The following is a 17,034-nucleotide window of genomic DNA, read 5'->3' as shown; positions in this document are numbered from 1 at the left end:
GCGGCCAACATCGGCGAACCGACCGCCCGCTTCAACTCTTGAAGACCCTCACGACTTAATTTAGGACGTGAGTTAAACCGCACGAGAAGGTACCGTCAAGGGGGTCGGAGCTAACAACTTCGAGTCGGACAGAGCCTGAGGGAGACACATGGCCGGGCGGCGCGGTGGACGGACAGTGCACGACCTGCGAAGGGAGAACCGGACCGCCCTATTGCAACAGTTGTATTTCAACGGCCCGATGAGCCGGAACGAGCTGGGCCCCGCCATCGGCCTGAGTTCAGGTTCCATCAGCAACGTGGTGGCCGAACTCGCCGCGGACGGCCTGGTCGAGGAGGCCGGCAGCGTCGAGTCCGAGGGCGGCAGACCCCGCACCCTGCTGCGCATCGTGCCCGGCTGCGGGCGGCTGATCGGGGTGGACGTCGGCGAGACCCGGATCCGGGTGGAGCTGCTCGACCTGTCCCTCACCGAACTGGCCCGCACCGAACGCCCGCTGGACCTGAAGGGGCATCCCGTGGAGGGCGTCGCCGAACTGGTCGCCTCGGGCGTCCGCGAGGTGCTCGACGCCGGACGGGACCACCCGGGCCCGCTGCTGGGCGTCGGCATCGGCGTGCCCGGCATCGTCGCGCACACCCCCGAGGGGGCGGTCGTGCACGGACAGACCGTCGGCTGGAGCGCGGTGCCGCTGGAGTCGGTGCTCCGCCGGGCCTGCCAGCTCCCGCCCACGGTCGACTACTTCATCGACAACGGCGCCCGGACACTCGGCCAGGCCGAGATGTGGTTCGGCGCGGGCCGCGGCACGCAGAACGCGGTGGTGGTGCTCTTCGGCTCCGGCGTCGGCGCCTGCGTGGTGACCGGCGACGCGGCCCAGGCGCGGGCCGTGGAGTGGGGCCACCTGACGGTACGGGTACGGGGGCGCCGCTGCCGGTGCGGCGCCCTTGGCTGCCTGGAGGCGTACGCGGGCGCCGAGGCGCTGCTGGACCGGTGGCGGGAGGCCGGCGGGCGCCCGCCGCACGGCGCGGACGAGGAGACGGCGCTCGCCGCGATGATGGACGCCGCGCACCCCCGCGAGCCCGGCCGGGCACCGGAGCCGACGGCGCTGGCCATCATCGAGGAGACGGCCGAGTACCTGGGCGCGGGCCTGTCCGACCTGGTCAACCTCTTCCAGCCGGACCGCATCCTGGTCGGCGGCTGGGCCGGGCTCCAGCTCGGCGAGCGGTTCCTGACCTCCGTCCGCCGGCACCTGCCGACGTACGCGCTCTCCTATCCCGCGTCGCGGGTCAGCGTGGAGCTCGGCCGGCTCGGGCCGGACGCCGTGACCGTGGGTGCGGCGACACTGCCGCTCGCGGCGTTCTTCGCGCGCGGCGGCCGTCCGCCCGAGGCGCCGCGGACGGTCGAACCACCCGCGTGGCACGGCGCGCTGCGGGGACGCGCGCTGCACTGAACCGGCGCGCGGCAGGGAGTCACGCCGACTCGCGCACCACCAGCTCGGGGTCGAAGATCCGCGACGTGGGCTCGGTGCGCTCGCCCTGGACGAACTCGTGGAGGAGCTCGGCCATGGCCGCCGCCATCGCCTCCACCGGCTGTCTGACGGTGGTCAGGGGCGGACGGCAGGCCAGCGCCGCGCTGGAGTCGTCGAAGCCGACGACGGCCACGTCCTGCGGCACCCGCCGGCCCCGGTCGCCCAGCACCCGGCACACGCCCTGCGCCATCAGGTCGTTCGCGGCGAACACGGAGTCGATTTCGGGGTGTTCGTCGAGCAGCCGCTCCATCGCCGCGACACCGCTCTCCAGGGTGAACCCGCCCTCCGCGATGGGTACGTAGGGCACGCCACCGCGCTCCATGCCGTCCCGGAACCCCGCGAGCCGCTCCTGGCCCGCGGGCAGGTCGAGCGGCCCGGAGACCGTGGCGGGCCGCCGGCAGCCGCGGGCGAGCAGATGGCGCGCGGCCAGCAGCCCGCCGTCGCGGTGCGCGAGGTCGACGTAGCTGATCGGCGCCGCCACCGCGGGCCGCGCGAAGCACACCGCGGGCAGCCGCCCGGCCGCGAGCTGCGCGGGCAGCGGGTCCTCGGCGTGCGTGGAGACCACGAGCGCGCCGTCCGCGCTGCCCTGCCGCAGATAGTCGACGACCTGGCGGCGCGCGCCGTCGGAGTCGGCGAACATGAGCACCGGATGCATGGAGCGCGGACGCAGGAACCCGACGACGCCGGTGACCACGCGCCCGAAGAACGGGTCGGCGAACACCCGCGCCGTGAAGTCGCCCGGCACGCCGTCGTCCTCGTCCCCGGCGCCGGACACCACGAGCGCGATGGTCTGCGCCCGCCGGGTGACCAGCGAGCGCGCGGCCTGGTTGGGGGTGTACCCCGTGCGCTCGACGGCCTCGCGGACCACGTTCTGGATGCTCGGATCCACATTCCGTACGCCGTTGATGACCCGGGAGACCGTGGCCCGGGAGACGCCGGCCTCCCGCGCCACGTCCTCCAAGGTCGGCACGCTTTTGCTCATGGTCACACCATATCCGCCGACCACGCGTCTCGGGGAGCGCTCTCCCGCACTCGGCGGCCGGGTGACACGGGGTCCGGGCCGCCGGCGGCCCCGGGGTCACCGGACGGTTCGCTGGAGCGCCGGGAGCGGGGGGCGTGGCCCGGGCGGTTGCGGGGTCCGGTGCGCGGTTCGGTGCGGCGGCTGACGCGGTGCCCGGTGCGCGGGCGTCACCTCGATCCGTGTCGTCAGGGGCAGGTCGCCGGCCGACCGGCCCGCGTGCACCCGGTAGCGGCCGGGCTCGGTGCGCCAGTCGTGGTCGCCGGGCGACCAGTGCCGCAGTGCCCGGGCGGGCACGTGCACCTCCACCTCGGTCCGGGCGCCGGGGCGGGCCGTCACGGCCGCGTACCCGGCGAGCCAGCGCGCCGGGCGCTCGACGGCGGACTCCGGCCGGGACAGGTAGACCTGGACCACTTCGCGGCCCGCCCTGTCGCCGGTGTTGCGGACGGTGACGCGGACCGTGAAGCCGTCGGGACCGGCGTGCGCGGGCACCTCGATGTCCTCGTAGTCCCACGTGGTGTAGCCCAGTCCGTGTCCGAACCAGTAGGCGGGCTCGCGCCCCGCCCCGAGCCAGGCGCGGTGGCCGATGTGCGTTCCCTCCCCGTACACGAGGACACCGTCCTCGGGCCGCGTCCGGGTGACCGGTGCGTCGGTGAGCCGGGCGGCCCAGGTGGTGGGGAGCCGTCCGCCCGGTTCGGCCTGCCCGAACAGGACGTCGGCGAGCCCGGCGCCGGACTCCTGGCCGGGGAACCAGGCGAGCAGCAGGGCCCCGACCTCGTCCCGCCAGGGCAGTTCGACCGGTCCGCCGGAGTTGACGACGGCGACGGTGCGGGGCTGGGCGGCGGCGACGGCGGCCACCAGGGCGTCCTGGTCGCCGGGCAGGGCGAGCGTGACGCGGTCGTGGCCCTCGGACTCGCTGCCCTCGGTGGTGCCGACCACGACGACGGCGACGTCCGCGGCGCGGGCCGCCTCGACGGCCCGGGCCAGGGCCGCCGCCCGGTCCGGGGGCGGCGGCGCGGCGGTCAGCAGGGTGGCGCGGCCGGTGTCGGGCTCCAGGCTGCGCCGGGCCACCACCTCGACCGCCCGGCCCGCCCTGAGCACGATCCGGCCGTGCCGGCAGGGCGGTCCGACGTGCACGACGGCCGGGTCGTCGGTGGTCTTCGGATAGGTGCCCGCCACCAACGGCTCGCCGTCCACCAGGAGTTCGAGACGGCCGAAGCCGCCGACGCCGAACGTCCACTCGCCACCGACGGACGGCCGCAGGGTCGCGCTCAGCTCCACGGTGTGCGCGCCGGGCACCAGCGCCGGTTCCAGCAGGCGGCCCGAGAGCCGGTGTTCGGCGTACAGCTCGTGTCCCGCGCGGTCGAGGACCCGCAGCAGCAGCCCCGGCCGCCCGGTACGCGGGTCGGCGCACCGGTCCGCGTCGAGCGGCCAGGGCTGCTCGACGAGGGCGGGCCCGGGGACATAAGTGACCTCGGCGCGGCCGCGCAGCGCGGCGCGGATGCCGTCGAGCGGGGTGACGGTGTGCTGCGGGAACACCCCGGCGCTGCCGCCGCCCTGGAGCCGGGGGCGCGCCGCGTGGGCGCCGATCACGGCGACGGTGCGCACGGCGCCGGTGGACCAGGGCAGGACGCCGTGGTTCGTGAGCAGGACGGTGCTCGCGGCGACGGCCCGGCGCAGCAGGGCGCGGGACCGGCGCGGGCCCTGCCGCGGGGGCCGGACCGGTGCCGCGTCGCCGAGGGCGCCGACGCGTTCGGCGAGGCGCAGCAGGCGGCGGACCTTGTCGTCGATCACCTCTTCCGGCACCTGTCCGGCCCGCACGGCGCTCAGGAGGGCCTCGCCCCAGGGGCTCTGCGGGCCGGGCATGGCGAGGTCCTGCGCGGCGAGCGCCGACGGGACGGTGGAGCGGACCGCCGCCCAGTCGGACACCACGACGCCGTCGAAGCCCCAGCGCCCCTTGAGCGGTTCGCCGAGCAGCGGGCTCTCCGTCATCGTCGCGCCGCCGACGCCGTTGTAGCCGGACATGACGGCCCAGGCGCCGGCCTCGACGGCCGCTTCGAAGGGCGCCAGGTAGACCTCGTGCAGGGCGCGTTCGGGGACGCGGACGTCGACGGTGAGCCGGTCGGTCTCGGAGTCGTTGGCGACGTAGTGCTTGGCGGTCGCGGCGACCCCGCCGGACTGGATGCCGCGGATCAGGGCCGCCCCGGTGCGGCCGGTGAGCTCCGGGTCCTCGGAGAAGCATTCGAAGTGCCGTCCGGCCAGCGGCGAGCGGTGCAGGTTGAGGGTCGGGCCGAGGACGACGTGCACGCCCTTGCCCCGGGCCTCCTGCGCGAGGAGCGCGCCGAGCCGTCCGGTCAGGTCCTCGTCCCACATCGCGGCCAGCGCCGTGGCCGCGGGCAGCAGCGCGGAGGTGCGGCGCTCGTCCCACGACTCGCCGCGCACTCCGGTGGGCCCGTCCGACATCACCATCTCGCGCAGGCCGACCGCGGGTTGCGCGGCGGTGCGCCAGGTGGTGGCGCCGGTCAGCATCTCCACCTTCTGTGCGAGGCTCAACTTGTCGACGAGCCGTGTGAGTTCGTCGTCCTCCATGCGGTTCCCTCCCCGGAAGAGCGTGCCGGGCCCCCGCCGCGCGTCGCGGCCGGCGGGGGCCCGGTGGATCAGTTGTAGACGCCGAACTCGTAGAGCGAGTAACCGTATCCGGTGCCGCGGGCGGTGCCGTTGACGCGGACGTAGCGTCCGGTGCCGTTGACGTCGAAGTCGTCGACACCGCCGTTGCCGTTGGTCACCTCCTGGACGGTCCGCCAGTTCTGGCCGTCGTCGGAGGTCTGGATCGTGTAGGCCTTCGCGTACGAGGTCTCCCAGTTGAGCTGCACGTGCCGGAAGGACCGCTGGGAGCCGAGGTCGACCTGGAGCCACTGGGGGTCGCTCCAGTCGCTGGCCCAGCGGGTGTCGTTCTTGCCGTCGACGGCGGACGACGCCAGGCACGGGCAGTCGCCGTAGTCGGACGTCTGCTGGGAGGAGGCGGTGGCGGGCCTGCCCAGGGCGATGTTCGTGCCGCTGACGGGCGGCGGCACCACGCGCACGGAGCGGGTCTCGACGCCGACGTTCCCGCGGCCGTCGGTGGCCTTGACGTAGATCTTCCACACGCCGGGCCTGTCCGGTGCGGTCACCTTCAGCCGGCCGGAGCCCAGGTCGGTGGCCTTGAGCGGGGTCAGGTCCTTGCCCTGGTCGATGTACATGCTGTTGGCGAGGACCTCGTAGGAGATCCGGTCGCCGTCGGGGTCGGTCACCTTGGTGGCGATCGTGAGGTCGCGGCCCGCGGCCACCTTCGACGCGTCGCCCTCGACGGCCATCGAGGAGAAGACCGGCGGGGTGTTGTCGCCGGCGGTGTTGCCGCCGTACGCCCTCTTCACCGCGTAGTAGGACAGGCGCTTCTCCCCGGCGGGCAGCAGGTTGAACCAGATGCCGCCGAAGTCGTACTCGGTGCCGTAGTGGAACATCGTGGCGCCCAGGGCCACGCCCTGGTGCCCGGTGATGCACTGCCACGCCTTGCGGTAGCCGTCGGCCTTGGCCTGGTCGGTGGGCTCGGCGGGCACGCCGTTGGCGTCGTCGGGCACCTCCCACTCCCCCGCGGGTCCGGTCTCGGTGACGATGTAGGGCTTGGTGTAACCGCCCTGCTCCCAGGCGGCCTTGACGTCGCAGACGGCGTTGTAGGAGTTGACGGCGTACAGGTCGAGGTCGGGCGCGTTCTTCTTGTAGTAGGGCCAGGCACCGACCCAGGCGTCGGTGGAGGTGACGGGGTGGTTCGGGTCCACCGCGTGGATCTTCTTCGTCACGTCGTTGACGAACGTCGTGTACGCGTCGCGCTGCTTCTCCAGCTCGGCGCCGCTGTAGCAGTTCTGGAGCCCGAGGACCGACTCGTTGCCCACGTTCCACATGAGGACGCCGGGGTTGTCCTTGTAGGTCTGCACCCACTTGGGGAACTCGGCGAGCATGTTGTTCTTGTACGTGGTGTCGGTGACGTAGTTGACGCAGCCGCCGCTGCCGGGGCCGCCGCCGGGCTGGAGCCAGAATCCGGCGATCACCTTGATGCCGTTCGCTGCGGCGGTGTCGAAGAGCGGCTTGCTGGAGGCGTCGGTGCCCCAGGTGCGGATCGTGTTGACGCCCATCGACTTGACGTCGGGCATGTACTTGCCGGCGTCCGCGACGGAGGGGCCCCAGGTGAGGCCCTTCACCTGGTAGGGGGAACCGTTCACGGTCAGCTGCCAGTGGCCCTGCGAGCCGGTCACCTTGACGACGTCGCCGGCGGCGTGCGCCTGCTGGCCGGGCAGCATCAGGGCACAGGCCGCGAGGACACCGGCGGTGACGGGCGCGGCGAGACGCCGTCCGGTGGAGTGGGGTGTGGGCATGTGTCTCTCCGGGGGGGGGAGGGTGCGGGGGTGCGGGTGCCGAGCGGGGGGAGGGCGCACGGGCGGCCGGCGCCGGAAGGCGCCGGCCACCCCTCGCTCACCTCAGGGGAGTTCGTAGCGGTCGTTGAGGACCGCGCCGTTCTCCGGGTGACTCTGGTCGTAGCCGCGCGGGTCGCACTGGAGCCCGCCGACGACGCAGTGGTCCACCATCGCCTTCAGGGTCCGGTCGTCCCAGGCGTTGAAGAAGTCGTAGTGGAAGGAGTAGGCGGGCCCGCTGGCCAGCCTGAGCTTCGACAGGTCCCCGTTGACCGGGAACGCCATCTTGAACTCGATCATCGGCAGCGCGACCGGGTGGTCGGCCGGGCAGACGTTGTTGTTCGTGCCGGGCTTCACCACGGGGTAGGACATGTGGCTCTTGTGGTCCGGGGTGTCCAGGTACTTCCCGTCCCAGCAACTGGGCGCCTGGAAGCGGATGTTGACCTGGGTGTCCTGGGTGGTGGGGCACTGCTTGGGGAAGTCGACGTTGAAGTAGCTGTCACCGCACTCCCAGCCCTCGACGAACCCCGGGTGGTTGCGGAACTCCTGCGCCGTCTGCATCGGGCTGCCGACCACGAACCGCAGCCCCTTCGGGAAGGGCCGCACGCTGGTGTAGTCGGTGACACCGGCCTTGTAGTAGATGGTCTGCTCGCCCACCGGGAGCACCGGCTTGTCACCGTTGAGCATGGTGGGCATCCAGTACCCGGACTTGTCGCCGGGCGCGAGGCACGAGGTCGGACCCTTGTCGAGCGATGCGGTGGTGCTGTTCGCGTCGGTCGTGGTGTTGCCCATGAAGGTGTGGTCGTGGGACTTGCCCGGCTGGCCGGGGTACACGATCGGGTCGTCGGGCCTGGTGTGGGTGACCGTGCAGTGGGCCTGGAACTCGTGGAAGTAGCGGTGCGGCGGCTCCTTGTCGGACGGCTGCACGCCGGTGACCGGCGGGTTCGCCGGGATGTAGCCGTCGCCGTCCGCGTCGTCGCCGGACGCCTTGGTCGATGCGGCCATCACGTGGCCCGTGTGCGCGGCGGGAGCGGGTGCGGGAGCGGCCGCGACGGTGTCCGCGCCCGCGCCGACGGCGGCCACGGCGCCCACCCCGAGCGAGGTGAGGAGCAGCGCGCCGGATATCAGGGCCCCCGAGAGGGTTCGTGCTCTTCGGGCCATGGATGCCTCCTGCGATGCAGGGTCGTTGGGGGGATGGGGGGGGTAGGGGGCGCGCCCCGGGCCGACCTTGGGGAGGAGCCCGGGGTGCGCCGGCGAGGGCGCACCCTCGTGACGGGGAGAAGGTTGGAGAGCGCTCTCCCACGTCCCGCAGTGTTCCGGCCGTGACGCGAGCCCGTCAAGACTTGGTGAACATCTCGTTAAACGGAGCGGCAACGCGGCGCCGGAGCAGCCGAGTTGCCGGTGCAGGTCAGGGTGGGCGCACCGCTCCGGCGTGGGCTCGAAGACTTTACCCAGCATCCGGCACTCCGATGGGAGAGCGCTCTCCCATGCATACCGTCCGGAGCGGACGCGACCGGTGGATCACCGGGGCGGTACGTGATCTGATGACCCGGTGCGAAGCGACGGAGCGGGGGCCGCGCCCCGGACGAGAGCGCGCGGCGCGGGTGACCTCGGCGCCTGTGTCGCCGCGCTGCGTGCGGTGCACCTCGCGGACGGGTATCCCACCGTCTGGCCGGCCGATCCCGCGGGCTGGCTCGCCCTCGGCGGCGCCGGTGACCGGGCCTGGGTCGTGGAGCGGGACGGGCGGATCGCCGGGCACGTCGCGCTGGTGCGGGCCGCCGCGGGCGACGTGGCGCCGGCCCTCCTGCGGCGGGACCCCGGGCCGGTGGCCGTCGTCAGCCGGCTCTTCGTCGCTCCCGGCGAGCGCGGCCGGGGGCTCGGCACGCTGCTGCTGGCGCGGGCGGCCGACGCGGCCCGGGCGCAGTGCAGCCGCGCCGTCCTCGACGTCGTCACCACCGACACGGCCGCGATCGCCCTCTACGAGCGGGCGGGCTGGACGTTCCTCGGCACGGGGCGGCAGCACTGGGCGCCGGGGGTGCGGGTCACCGTGCGCGGCTACGCGGCGCCCGACGGGGGCACACCGTCCCGTCCGACCGCTCCCCCGTCGACTTCCCCGCCGTCTCCCCCGTCGTCCCCGAAGGAGCATCCATGACCGGGACCGCGCCCGCCCGTTCGGCGAAGCAGCGCACGCAGGACACCCTGGCCCGCCTGGAGCAGGACGTCGACGTGTGGGTCGCGACGGCCGATCCGGCGGACGGGACGCCGTACATGATGCCGCTGTCGTTCCTCTGGTACGACGGCGCGCTGATCCTCTCGACCCGGGCGTCGAACCCGGTGGCCCGCAATCTCGTCGCGACCGGGAGGGCGCACCTGGGCCTCGGGCCGACCCGCGACGTCGTGCACATCGAGGGCGTGACCGAGGTGCTGGGCGACGCCGAGGTGACGCCCGCGCTCGGCGACGCGTTCGCCGCGAAGACGGGCTTCGACCCGCGCGCGCTGTCGGCGCCGTACCTCTATTTCCGCGTCCGGCCCGTGCGCGTCCAGGCGTGGCGCGAGGTGAACGAGCTCGACGGGCGGGACGTGATGCGCGACGGGACCTGGCTGGTCGACGGCTGACGCACCGGTGCCCCGCACCGCGCGTACGGCGGGGCGGGGCACCGGGGGCGCGGGCCGGGTCAGCCGACCGGCTGCGGCTCCTTGTCGGCCGGGGCCTCGGGCCCTGCGTTCTGCGCGTGCCAGTCCGCGGTGTCGGCCAGCGGCTTCTCCTTCAGGAGGAAGGCGAGCACCAGGCCGACCCCGAAGACGGGGAGCAGGTACAGGAATATCGGGACGAGCGATTCCTGGTAGGCGTCGACGACCGTGTCGCGCAGCTCCGTGGGGAGCGACCTGACCAGCGCCGGGGTCAGCGAGTCGCTGTCGCCGACCTTGGCCGCCGCCTCGGCGGGGATGCTGGCGGCGAGCTTGTCGGTGAGGCGGCTGGCGAACACGGCGCCGACGACGGCAGTGCCGAGCGTCGCGCCGATCTCCCGGAAGAAGTTGTTCGCGGAGGTGGCGGTGCCGACCTCCGCGCCCGGGAAGTCGTTCTGCACGGCGAGGACGAGGGTCTGCATCATCAGACCGACACCGGCGCCCGCGAGGCCGACGTAGACGCAGACGACCCAGACCGGGTCGGCGACGTCGAGCGTCGACATCAGATAGGCGACGAGCATGATGAGGGCGGTGCCGACGATCGGGTAGATCTTGTAGCGGCCGGTCCTGGACATGATCGCGCCGGACGGCAGGGCGGTCGCCATGATGCCGACGACCATCGGGATCAGCAGCAGCCCGGACTCGGTCGCCGACTTGCCGTAGACCATCTGGAGATACGTGGGCATGTAGCCGACGATCGCGAACATGCCGAGGCCGATCACGATCATGCCGAGCAGGGTCGCGACGTTGAAGATGGGCGAGCGGAACAGGTGCAGCGGGATGACCGGCTCCTGCGCGCGCCGCTCGGCGACGAAGAAGAGCACCCAGGCCGCGACGGCGCCGAGGCCGAGCCCGACGACCAGCGGGTCGCTCCACGCGTACTGCGTGCCGCCCCAGCTGGCGAAGAGGACCGTGCAGGTGACGGCCGCGGCCATCAGGGCGGTGCCGAGGTAGTCGAGCGTGACGTCGACGGCCCGGCGCGGCAGCTTGATCGCGACGGCGGCGACGAAGAGGGCGAGCACGCCGAGCGGGAGGTTGACCCAGAACGCCCAGCGCCAGGAGTGCGCGTCGGTGAACCAGCCGCCGAGCAGCGGGCCGACGACGGACGACAGGCCGAAGACGGCGCCCATCGGCGCCATGTACTTGGCGCGCTCGCGCGGTGGCACGAGGTCGGCGATGATCGCCTGCGAGGTGATCATGAGGCCGCCGCCGCCGAGGCCCTGGAGGGCGCGGCCCGCGATGAGGGTGCCCATGTTCTGGGCGAGTCCGCAGACCACGGAGCCCACCAGGAACAGGGCTATGCCGGCCAGGAAGATGTTCTTGCGGCCCATGAGGTCGCCGAGCTTGCCGTAGACCGGCATGCCGATGGTGGCGGCGAGGATGTAGGCGGTGGTGATCCACGCCATGTGCTCGATGCCGTTGAGTTCGCCGACGATGGTCGGCAGCGCCGTCGACACGATGGTCTGGTCGAGCGCGCCGAGCAGCATGGTGAGCATCAGCGCGGCGAAGATCAGCCCGAAGTTGGCGGGCTTGACCGTGTTCTCGGCCGCCGGGTCGGGGCCGGTGTCCGTGCCCTCGGTCGCGGGGGCGTGCGTCATTGCGTGCTTCTCCGATGAGGTGGGTGCCAGTGGTGCGGGTCTGACTGCGCGCGCGGCGGCGGGGCGAGCGGTTGCCGCGTGCGGGGCCCGCGCGGACGCGGGTGGTGGGGAGGGGTGCGGGGGTGACCGCGACGGGGGAGGCCGGTCACTCGGAGGGGGCGGTTACTCCACCGGGTCCGGTCCGGGGCGCGCGGCGCCGGCCGCGAGCAGGGCCCGCAGCGTGGCGAAGGATCCGCGGACGGAGGCGGCGGGGCCTTCGCTCCCGTCGGCGCGGGCGCTCTCCTGCGACCACCGCTTGAGCCCGCTGCGCACGGTCGCCATGGCGATCCCGGCGAGCAGTTCGGCCTCCTCGCCGTCGGCGGGGGTGCCGGTGCGGCGGGCGACGGTGCCGGCGAGGTCCCGCTCCACGGCCTCGCACTGGGCGAGGAAGGTGGCCAGGACCGAGGGGACGCCCTCGGCGATGCGCAAGGTGTCCTCCAGCTCCCGGGGGCTGAGGGCGGCCTCCTGGAGGTGGTCGGCGAGGACGTCGCCGAGGTCGCGCAGCACGGCGTCGGCGCCCCGCCCGTTCCCCGCGGCGAAGCGGTCGGCGAGGGCGGACGGCAGCGCGCCGGGCAGCGCGAAGAGCGCGGCTTCCTTGCTCGGGAAGTAGTTGAAGAAGGTGCGGGGGGAGACCCCCGCCTCTTTGCTGATCATCTCCACCGTGACGCGCGCGAAGCCGTGCTCGCGGGCGAGGCGCAGCGTCGTCGCGTGCAGCTCGGCGCGGGTCTCGCGGCGCCTGCGCGCGCGCAGGCCCTCGGCCGGGGCGCCCTGCTGCGGGTGGGAGGTGGTCACCGCCGGATTCTTGCACACCGTGCAAAGTTGCGCTCACTGCACCCCGGGCCGTCGGGGGGTGTCCTGCGTCACCCATTCGGTATAACGTGCAATGTACCCATTTCCACTTATGTACCAGTTAGCGGGGATCCACGATGCGCGCTCGCCACATCGCAGCCGCCGCCGCGGCGGCCCTCACCCTCACCGCCCTCACCGCACCGGCCGCCGTGTCGGCCGCCGCGCCCGCCGCGTGCGCGGAGAACGACCTGACGCTGCGGGCGGAGCCGTCGGACGACAGTGAAGGCGTCATCGGGCTCAGCGTGCGCAACGACTCGGACCGGCCCTGCACCGTCGACGTCGCGCCGACGGTGACGTACGGCGATCTCGACGGCGCGGCCCAGCCGCGGCCGGCGACGAAGGCGGGGTCGTACGAGCTGGCCGCGCACGCCACCGCGTACGCGGCCGTCCGCTCGCTCGCCGCCACGGAGGCGGACGAGCAGCCGCCGACCGTGCCGTCGCTGCGGGTGGCCGCGGCCCCGGACCAGAGCGGTCGCGGCTTCCAGGCGCTGACGCTCGGCGCCCCGACCGGCATCCGGGTCTGGGAGCCGGTGACGACCCCGTGGATGGCGTCTCCGGCCCGGGCCGAGCAGGTCATCGCGGACCAGACGGCCGGCTGGTTCCAGGCCTAGGGGACCGCCGGGGCCGTCACCCCTTCTGCTCGACGCGCACCCAGTCGACCTGCGCCTGGACGCCGCCGCGTGCGATGGCGTCGACGCTGGACTGCGGCAGGCCCCAGTACGGCTGGGTGACCTTGTTCCAGCCCGCCGGGTAGGCGCCGCCGAGGGCGAGGTTGAGGATCAGGTACTGGTTGCGGTCGAAGACCCACTGTCCGCGGGTGGACTCCAGCTTGTTGCGGGTCGTGCGCTGGACGACCGTGCCGTCGACGGTGAAGCGCATCTCGGTCGGCGTCCACTCCACCCCGTAGGTGTGCCACTGGTCGGCGGTGGAGCCGCCCGGGTAGTGCTGGAGCGCGCCGATGTTGCCGTCGGCGGAGTAGCCGGGGCCGTGCAGCGCCGAGCTGGTCCAGTCGCCGTAGCCGATGTTCTCCATGATGTCGGTCTCGCCGGACGCGGGCCAGGAGACGGACGGGTCGTCGACGTTGCTGCCCAGCAGCCAGAACGCGGGCCAGAAGCCGTCGCCGACCGGCAGCTTCATGCGGGCGCTCACCCTGCCGTAGGTGAAGTCGAGCTTGGTGTGGGTGTCGATGCGGCCCGAGGTGAAGTCGTAGGTGCCGCCGCCCGCCTTGGTGCAGCCCTTGCAGTACTTGGCGGCGAGGACCAGATTGCCGCCCTCGGTGCGGATGGTGTCGGTGGAGTCGACGTAGGCCTGGGACTCGCCGTTGACCGGGCCCATCTCCGTGCCCGTGCGCACCACGCGCCACTTGGAGCGGTCGAGGCCGGCCCCGGTGAAGTCGTCGAAGAACGTGGTGCGGTACGTGCCGGACTGCTCGCCGGGCAGGGCCGGATAGGCGGCGTCGGCGCTGCCGCCGGTGCCCCAGACCTGGAACTCGTAGAGCGAGTAGCCGAACTGGGCGGTGGCGGGCGCCGGATTGTAGAACGACCGGCGCTCCTTTCCGAGCATGCGCACATAGCGGCCGGTGGCCGGCGAGGGCAGCTGGAGGGTGTCGTGGCGGCCGGTCGCGTCGCCCGGTGACTTGACGTCGGCGCGGCGGGCGGCGATGTCGGCGGCGCTCGGACGGTAGACGGTGCGCCAGGTCCTGTTGTCGTCGGAGACCTGGAGTTCGTAGTCGACGGCGTACGCCGCCTCCCAGTAGAGGTCGACGCTGTTGATCGTGGAGGTCGCGCCGAGGTCGACCGAGACCCAGCGGTCCGCGTTCCAGTCGCTGGACCAGCGGCTCTGGTCGGCCTTGAGGTCGGCGGGCCAGCCGCCGTCGGTGACGAACGCCGGTGAGTTCCCCGCGTGCTGGTAGACGTTGCTGTACGCGGGGTGGTGAAGGGCGAGGTTGGAGCGGGTGGTGGCGGCGGGCGCCGGGGCTCCGCCGTACACCTTGAACGCATACAGGGAGTAGCCGTAGGGGGTGGCGCGTTCCAGCCCCCGGAGGCGGACGTAGCGGCCCCGCACCTCCTGCGGGTAGGTGCGCGCGGTGACGCTGCCGCCGGTGCCGGCGTCCTCGGTGTAGAAGGGCTTCCAGTCGGTGCCGTTCTGGGAGACCTCAAGGACGTACCGCTTGCCGTAGGCGGCCTCCCAGTCGAGGGACACACTGTCGATCCGCAGGCTCGCGCCGAGGTCGACACGGAGCCAGGCGGTGTCCGAGAAGTCGCTCGACCAGCGGGAGTTGGGGTCGGCGTCGACGGCGTTGCCCGGCGTGGTGCCGCCGTTCTCACTGCCGGACGCGGTGACGGCGGCGGGGTTCGCCGCGTAGGCGGCGGCCGCCAGATCGGTGTTCCAGTCGGCGGCCGCGGCGGCGGCCCGCGGGGGTGCGGCGAGGGCTTGCGGGGCGATCAGCACGGCGGCGAGGGCCGCGCTGGCGCAGCAGAGCAGGAGGGGGCGGCGCATGACTCTCCTTCACGGGTTCACGGATGCGGTGCGTCACGGAGCGTGCACGAGCCGGAAGGAGAGCGCTCCGGGGCGGAACGTATGGGGGCGCTCCCCCGTGTGTCAACGGGGGCGGGGAGAGCGAGGAGGGAGTGAGCCCGCTCTGACACTTCCTGAAGTCATGGAAGGCTCAACTGCCGTGTGTGGGGGATTTGTTGCGAGTGCGCTGCGGGATTCCCGTCAAGTTCGGTCGCATGTCTTGACGTCGACTTCACACACCTGAAGCATGCGTCGCCAGGAGAGCGCTCCCACACCCCCACTCGTTCACTTCATGAACCAGGAGAGCCGCTGTGCCCCACTCCCCCGCACCCCTGTCCCGCCGCACGGTCCTCGGCGCGGCCGCCGCGACCGCGGCGCTGCCCGCGCTCGGAACGGCTTCCGCGGCAGCCGCCGAGGCCCGGCCCGCCGCGCAGGTGAAACAGCTCCCGGCCGGCGGCGACCTCGGCCCCAACGTCATCGTGTTCGACCCGGCCACCCCGGGCATCCAGGCCAAGCTGGACGAGATCTTCAAGAAGCAGGAGTCGGCCCAGTTCGGCACGGGCCGCTACGCGCTGCTGTTCAAGCCGGGCTCCTACCACGGCCTCAACGCCCAGCTCGGCTTCTACACCTCGATCGCGGGCCTCGGCCTGTCCCCCGACGACACCACGATCAACGGGGACGTGACGGTCGACGCCGGCTGGTTCGGCGGCAACGCCACGCAGAACTTCTGGCGCAGCGCCGAGAACCTGGCCCTCGTGCCGGTCAGCGGAACGAACCGGTGGGCGGTGGCGCAGGCGGCCCCGTTCCGCCGGATGCACGTGCGCGGCGGACTGAACCTCGCGCCCGACGGCTACGGCTGGGCGAGCGGCGGCTACATCGCCGACAGCCGCATCGACGGGACGGTCGGCCCGTACTCGCAGCAGCAGTGGTACACCCGTGACTCCTCGGTGGGCGGCTGGACCAACGCGGTCTGGAACATGGTCTTCTCCGGTGTCGAGGGGGCGCCCGCGCAGGGCTTCCCCAATCCCCCGTACACGACGCTCAACACGACGCCGGTCTCCCGCGAGAAGCCGTTCCTGTACCTGGACGGCTCCACGTACCGGGTGTTCCTGCCGGAGAAGCGGACGAACGCGCGGGGCACGACCTGGGGCAACGGCACGCCGCGCGGGACGTCGTTGGCGCTGACCCAGTTCTACGTGGCGCGCCCCGGGGACAGCGCGGCGACCCTGAACGCCGCTCTCGACCAGGGCCTGCACCTCCTGCTCACGCCGGGCATCTACCACCTCAGCGCGCCGATCCAGGTGAAGCGGGCGGGCACGGTCGTGCTCGGGCTCGGCTACGCGACGCTCATCCCGGACGGCGGCGCCACGGCCGTGAAGGTGGCCGACGTCAACGGGGTGCGGCTCGCCGGGTTCCTGGTGGACGCCGGGACGGTCAACTCCGCGACGCTGCTGGAGATCGGCCCGTCGGGCGCGTCCGCCGACCACTCGGCCGACCCGATCACCGTGCAGGACGTGTTCGTGCGGATCGGCGGCGCGGGCCCCGGCAAGGCGACGACCAGCCTGGTGGTCAACGCGCGGCACACGATCGTCGACCACACGTGGGTGTGGCGCGCCGACCACGGCGACGGCGTCGGCTGGACCACCAACCGGGCCGACTACGGCGTGGTGGTGCGGGGCGACGACGTGCTGATGACGGGCCTGTTCGTGGAGCACTTCAACAAGTACGACGTGCAGTGGTTCGGCGAGCGCGGCCGGACCATCTTCTTCCAGAACGAGAAGGCGTACGACGCCCCCAACCAGGCCGCCGTGCAGGACGGTTCGGTGAAGGGGTTCGCCGCCTACAAGGTCGCGGACTCGGTGACGACCCACGAGGGCTGGGGCCTCGGCTCGTACTGCTTCTACAACACGGACCCGACCATCCGGCAGGACCACGGGTTCGCCGCGCCGAACAAGCCGGGCGTGAAGTTCCACGACCTGCTCGTCGTGTCGCTCGGCGGCAAGGGCCAGTTCGAGCACGTCATCAACAACACCGGTGCGGCGACCTCGGGCACCGGCACGGTGCCGTCCACCGTGGTGTCATACCCCTGAGGCGGAGGTACGGGGGCGGGGCGCGCCGATGAGCGAGTCGTCGTGGACCCGGGCGCCGGGCAGCCGGTACCGGGCCGCGACGACCGCCGCATCCACGTCGCGCGTCCCGGTGGCGACGCACAGGCTGTAGGAGACGTCGGCCAGGCGGCGGCGTGCCTCGGGGCCGCCGCCGTCCGCGTCCAGTGCGCTCAGCGAGTCGTACTCACGGACGAGATCGGCCAGCAGAACGGGGTGGGCCAGCAGCATCGGCGGGTACTCCTCGGTTCACGGT

General features: G+C 73.0%; 13 protein-coding genes. 5 read left to right on the top strand and 8 right to left on the bottom strand.

The genetic code is table 11. From position 1 onward, the window contains the following. Nucleotides 1–148 precede the first annotated feature (148 nt). A complete protein-coding gene (locus ACIP5K_RS27265) occupies nt 149–1,441 on the top strand; it encodes an ROK family protein (protein WP_401413626.1) in 1,293 nt (430 codons plus the stop codon). A 19-nt stretch (nt 1,442–1,460) separates the two neighbouring features. Here the strand turns inward: ACIP5K_RS27265 and ACIP5K_RS27260 are convergent, their stop codons facing one another. The 4 genes from ACIP5K_RS27260 to ACIP5K_RS27245 all read right to left on the bottom strand — a co-directional run bounded on the left by ACIP5K_RS27260 (nt 1,461) and on the right by ACIP5K_RS27245 (nt 8,143). Then, complete coding sequence (locus ACIP5K_RS27260) at nt 1,461–2,501, bottom strand: LacI family DNA-binding transcriptional regulator (protein ID WP_401413624.1); 1,041 nt, start codon at nt 2,499–2,501, stop codon at nt 1,461–1,463. Between the two features lie 96 nt (nt 2,502–2,597). Then, nucleotides 2,598–5,126, bottom strand: coding sequence for a beta-glucosidase (locus ACIP5K_RS27255; RefSeq protein WP_401413622.1), 2,529 nt, complete (start codon nt 5,124–5,126; stop codon nt 2,598–2,600). 68 nt (nt 5,127–5,194) lie between these two features. Continuing rightward, nucleotides 5,195–6,946: a discoidin domain-containing protein gene (locus ACIP5K_RS27250; protein WP_401413620.1), complete on the bottom strand. Its 1,752-nt coding sequence runs from the start codon at nt 6,944–6,946 to the stop codon at nt 5,195–5,197. Nucleotides 6,947–7,048: 102 nt separating this feature from the next. Then, nucleotides 7,049–8,143, bottom strand: a complete 1,095-nt coding sequence (locus ACIP5K_RS27245) for a DUF1996 domain-containing protein (RefSeq protein WP_401413618.1) — start codon at nt 8,141–8,143, stop codon at nt 7,049–7,051. Nucleotides 8,144–8,534: 391 nt separating this feature from the next. Between ACIP5K_RS27245 and ACIP5K_RS27240 the strand changes: the two genes are divergently transcribed. Both ACIP5K_RS27240 and ACIP5K_RS27235 read left to right on the top strand, forming a co-directional pair. After that, nucleotides 8,535–9,134, top strand: a complete 600-nt coding sequence (locus ACIP5K_RS27240) for a GNAT family N-acetyltransferase (protein ID WP_401413616.1) — start codon at nt 8,535–8,537, stop codon at nt 9,132–9,134. After that, a complete protein-coding gene (locus ACIP5K_RS27235) occupies nt 9,131–9,598 on the top strand; it encodes a pyridoxamine 5'-phosphate oxidase family protein (protein ID WP_401413614.1) in 468 nt (155 codons plus the stop codon). Before ACIP5K_RS27240 ends, ACIP5K_RS27235 begins: the two co-directional genes overlap by 4 nt. Nucleotides 9,599–9,657: 59 nt before the next feature. Here ACIP5K_RS27235 and ACIP5K_RS27230 read toward each other — a convergent pair whose 3' ends face one another. Further along, entirely contained in the window at nt 9,658–11,268 is a 1,611-nt protein-coding gene (locus tag ACIP5K_RS27230; protein WP_401413612.1) for an MDR family MFS transporter, read from the bottom strand. 162 nt (nt 11,269–11,430) lie between these two features. Next, entirely contained in the window at nt 11,431–12,099 is a 669-nt protein-coding gene (locus tag ACIP5K_RS27225; RefSeq protein WP_401413610.1) for a TetR/AcrR family transcriptional regulator, read from the bottom strand. Between the two features lie 134 nt (nt 12,100–12,233). Between ACIP5K_RS27225 and ACIP5K_RS27220 the strand changes: the two genes are divergently transcribed. Then, nucleotides 12,234–12,767, top strand: coding sequence for a DUF4232 domain-containing protein (locus ACIP5K_RS27220; protein ID WP_401413609.1), 534 nt, complete (start codon nt 12,234–12,236; stop codon nt 12,765–12,767). Nucleotides 12,768–12,783: 16 nt separating this feature from the next. On the opposite strand, the gene ACIP5K_RS27215 is transcribed toward ACIP5K_RS27220, so the two are convergent. Then, nucleotides 12,784–14,655 (bottom strand): discoidin domain-containing protein, encoded by a 1,872-nt coding sequence (locus ACIP5K_RS27215; RefSeq protein WP_401413607.1) that lies wholly within the window; start codon nt 14,653–14,655, stop codon nt 12,784–12,786. 329 nt (nt 14,656–14,984) lie between these two features. Between ACIP5K_RS27215 and ACIP5K_RS27210 the strand changes: the two genes are divergently transcribed. Continuing rightward, entirely contained in the window at nt 14,985–16,763 is a 1,779-nt protein-coding gene (locus tag ACIP5K_RS27210; RefSeq protein WP_401413605.1) for a coagulation factor 5/8 type domain-containing protein, read from the top strand. Here ACIP5K_RS27210 and ACIP5K_RS27205 read toward each other — a convergent pair. Then, complete coding sequence (locus tag ACIP5K_RS27205; protein WP_401413603.1) at nt 16,752–17,009, bottom strand: DUF5133 domain-containing protein; 258 nt, start codon at nt 17,007–17,009, stop codon at nt 16,752–16,754. The genes ACIP5K_RS27210 and ACIP5K_RS27205 overlap by 12 nt on opposite strands. Nucleotides 17,010–17,034 lie beyond the last annotated feature (25 nt).

It is taken from the genome of Streptomyces sp. NPDC088785, from assembly GCF_044750685.1.
Lineage (GTDB): Bacteria > Actinomycetota > Actinomycetes > Streptomycetales > Streptomycetaceae > Streptomyces.
Note: the sequence above shows the minus strand (reverse complement) of the source record. Positions and strands in the feature narration are given on the sequence as shown.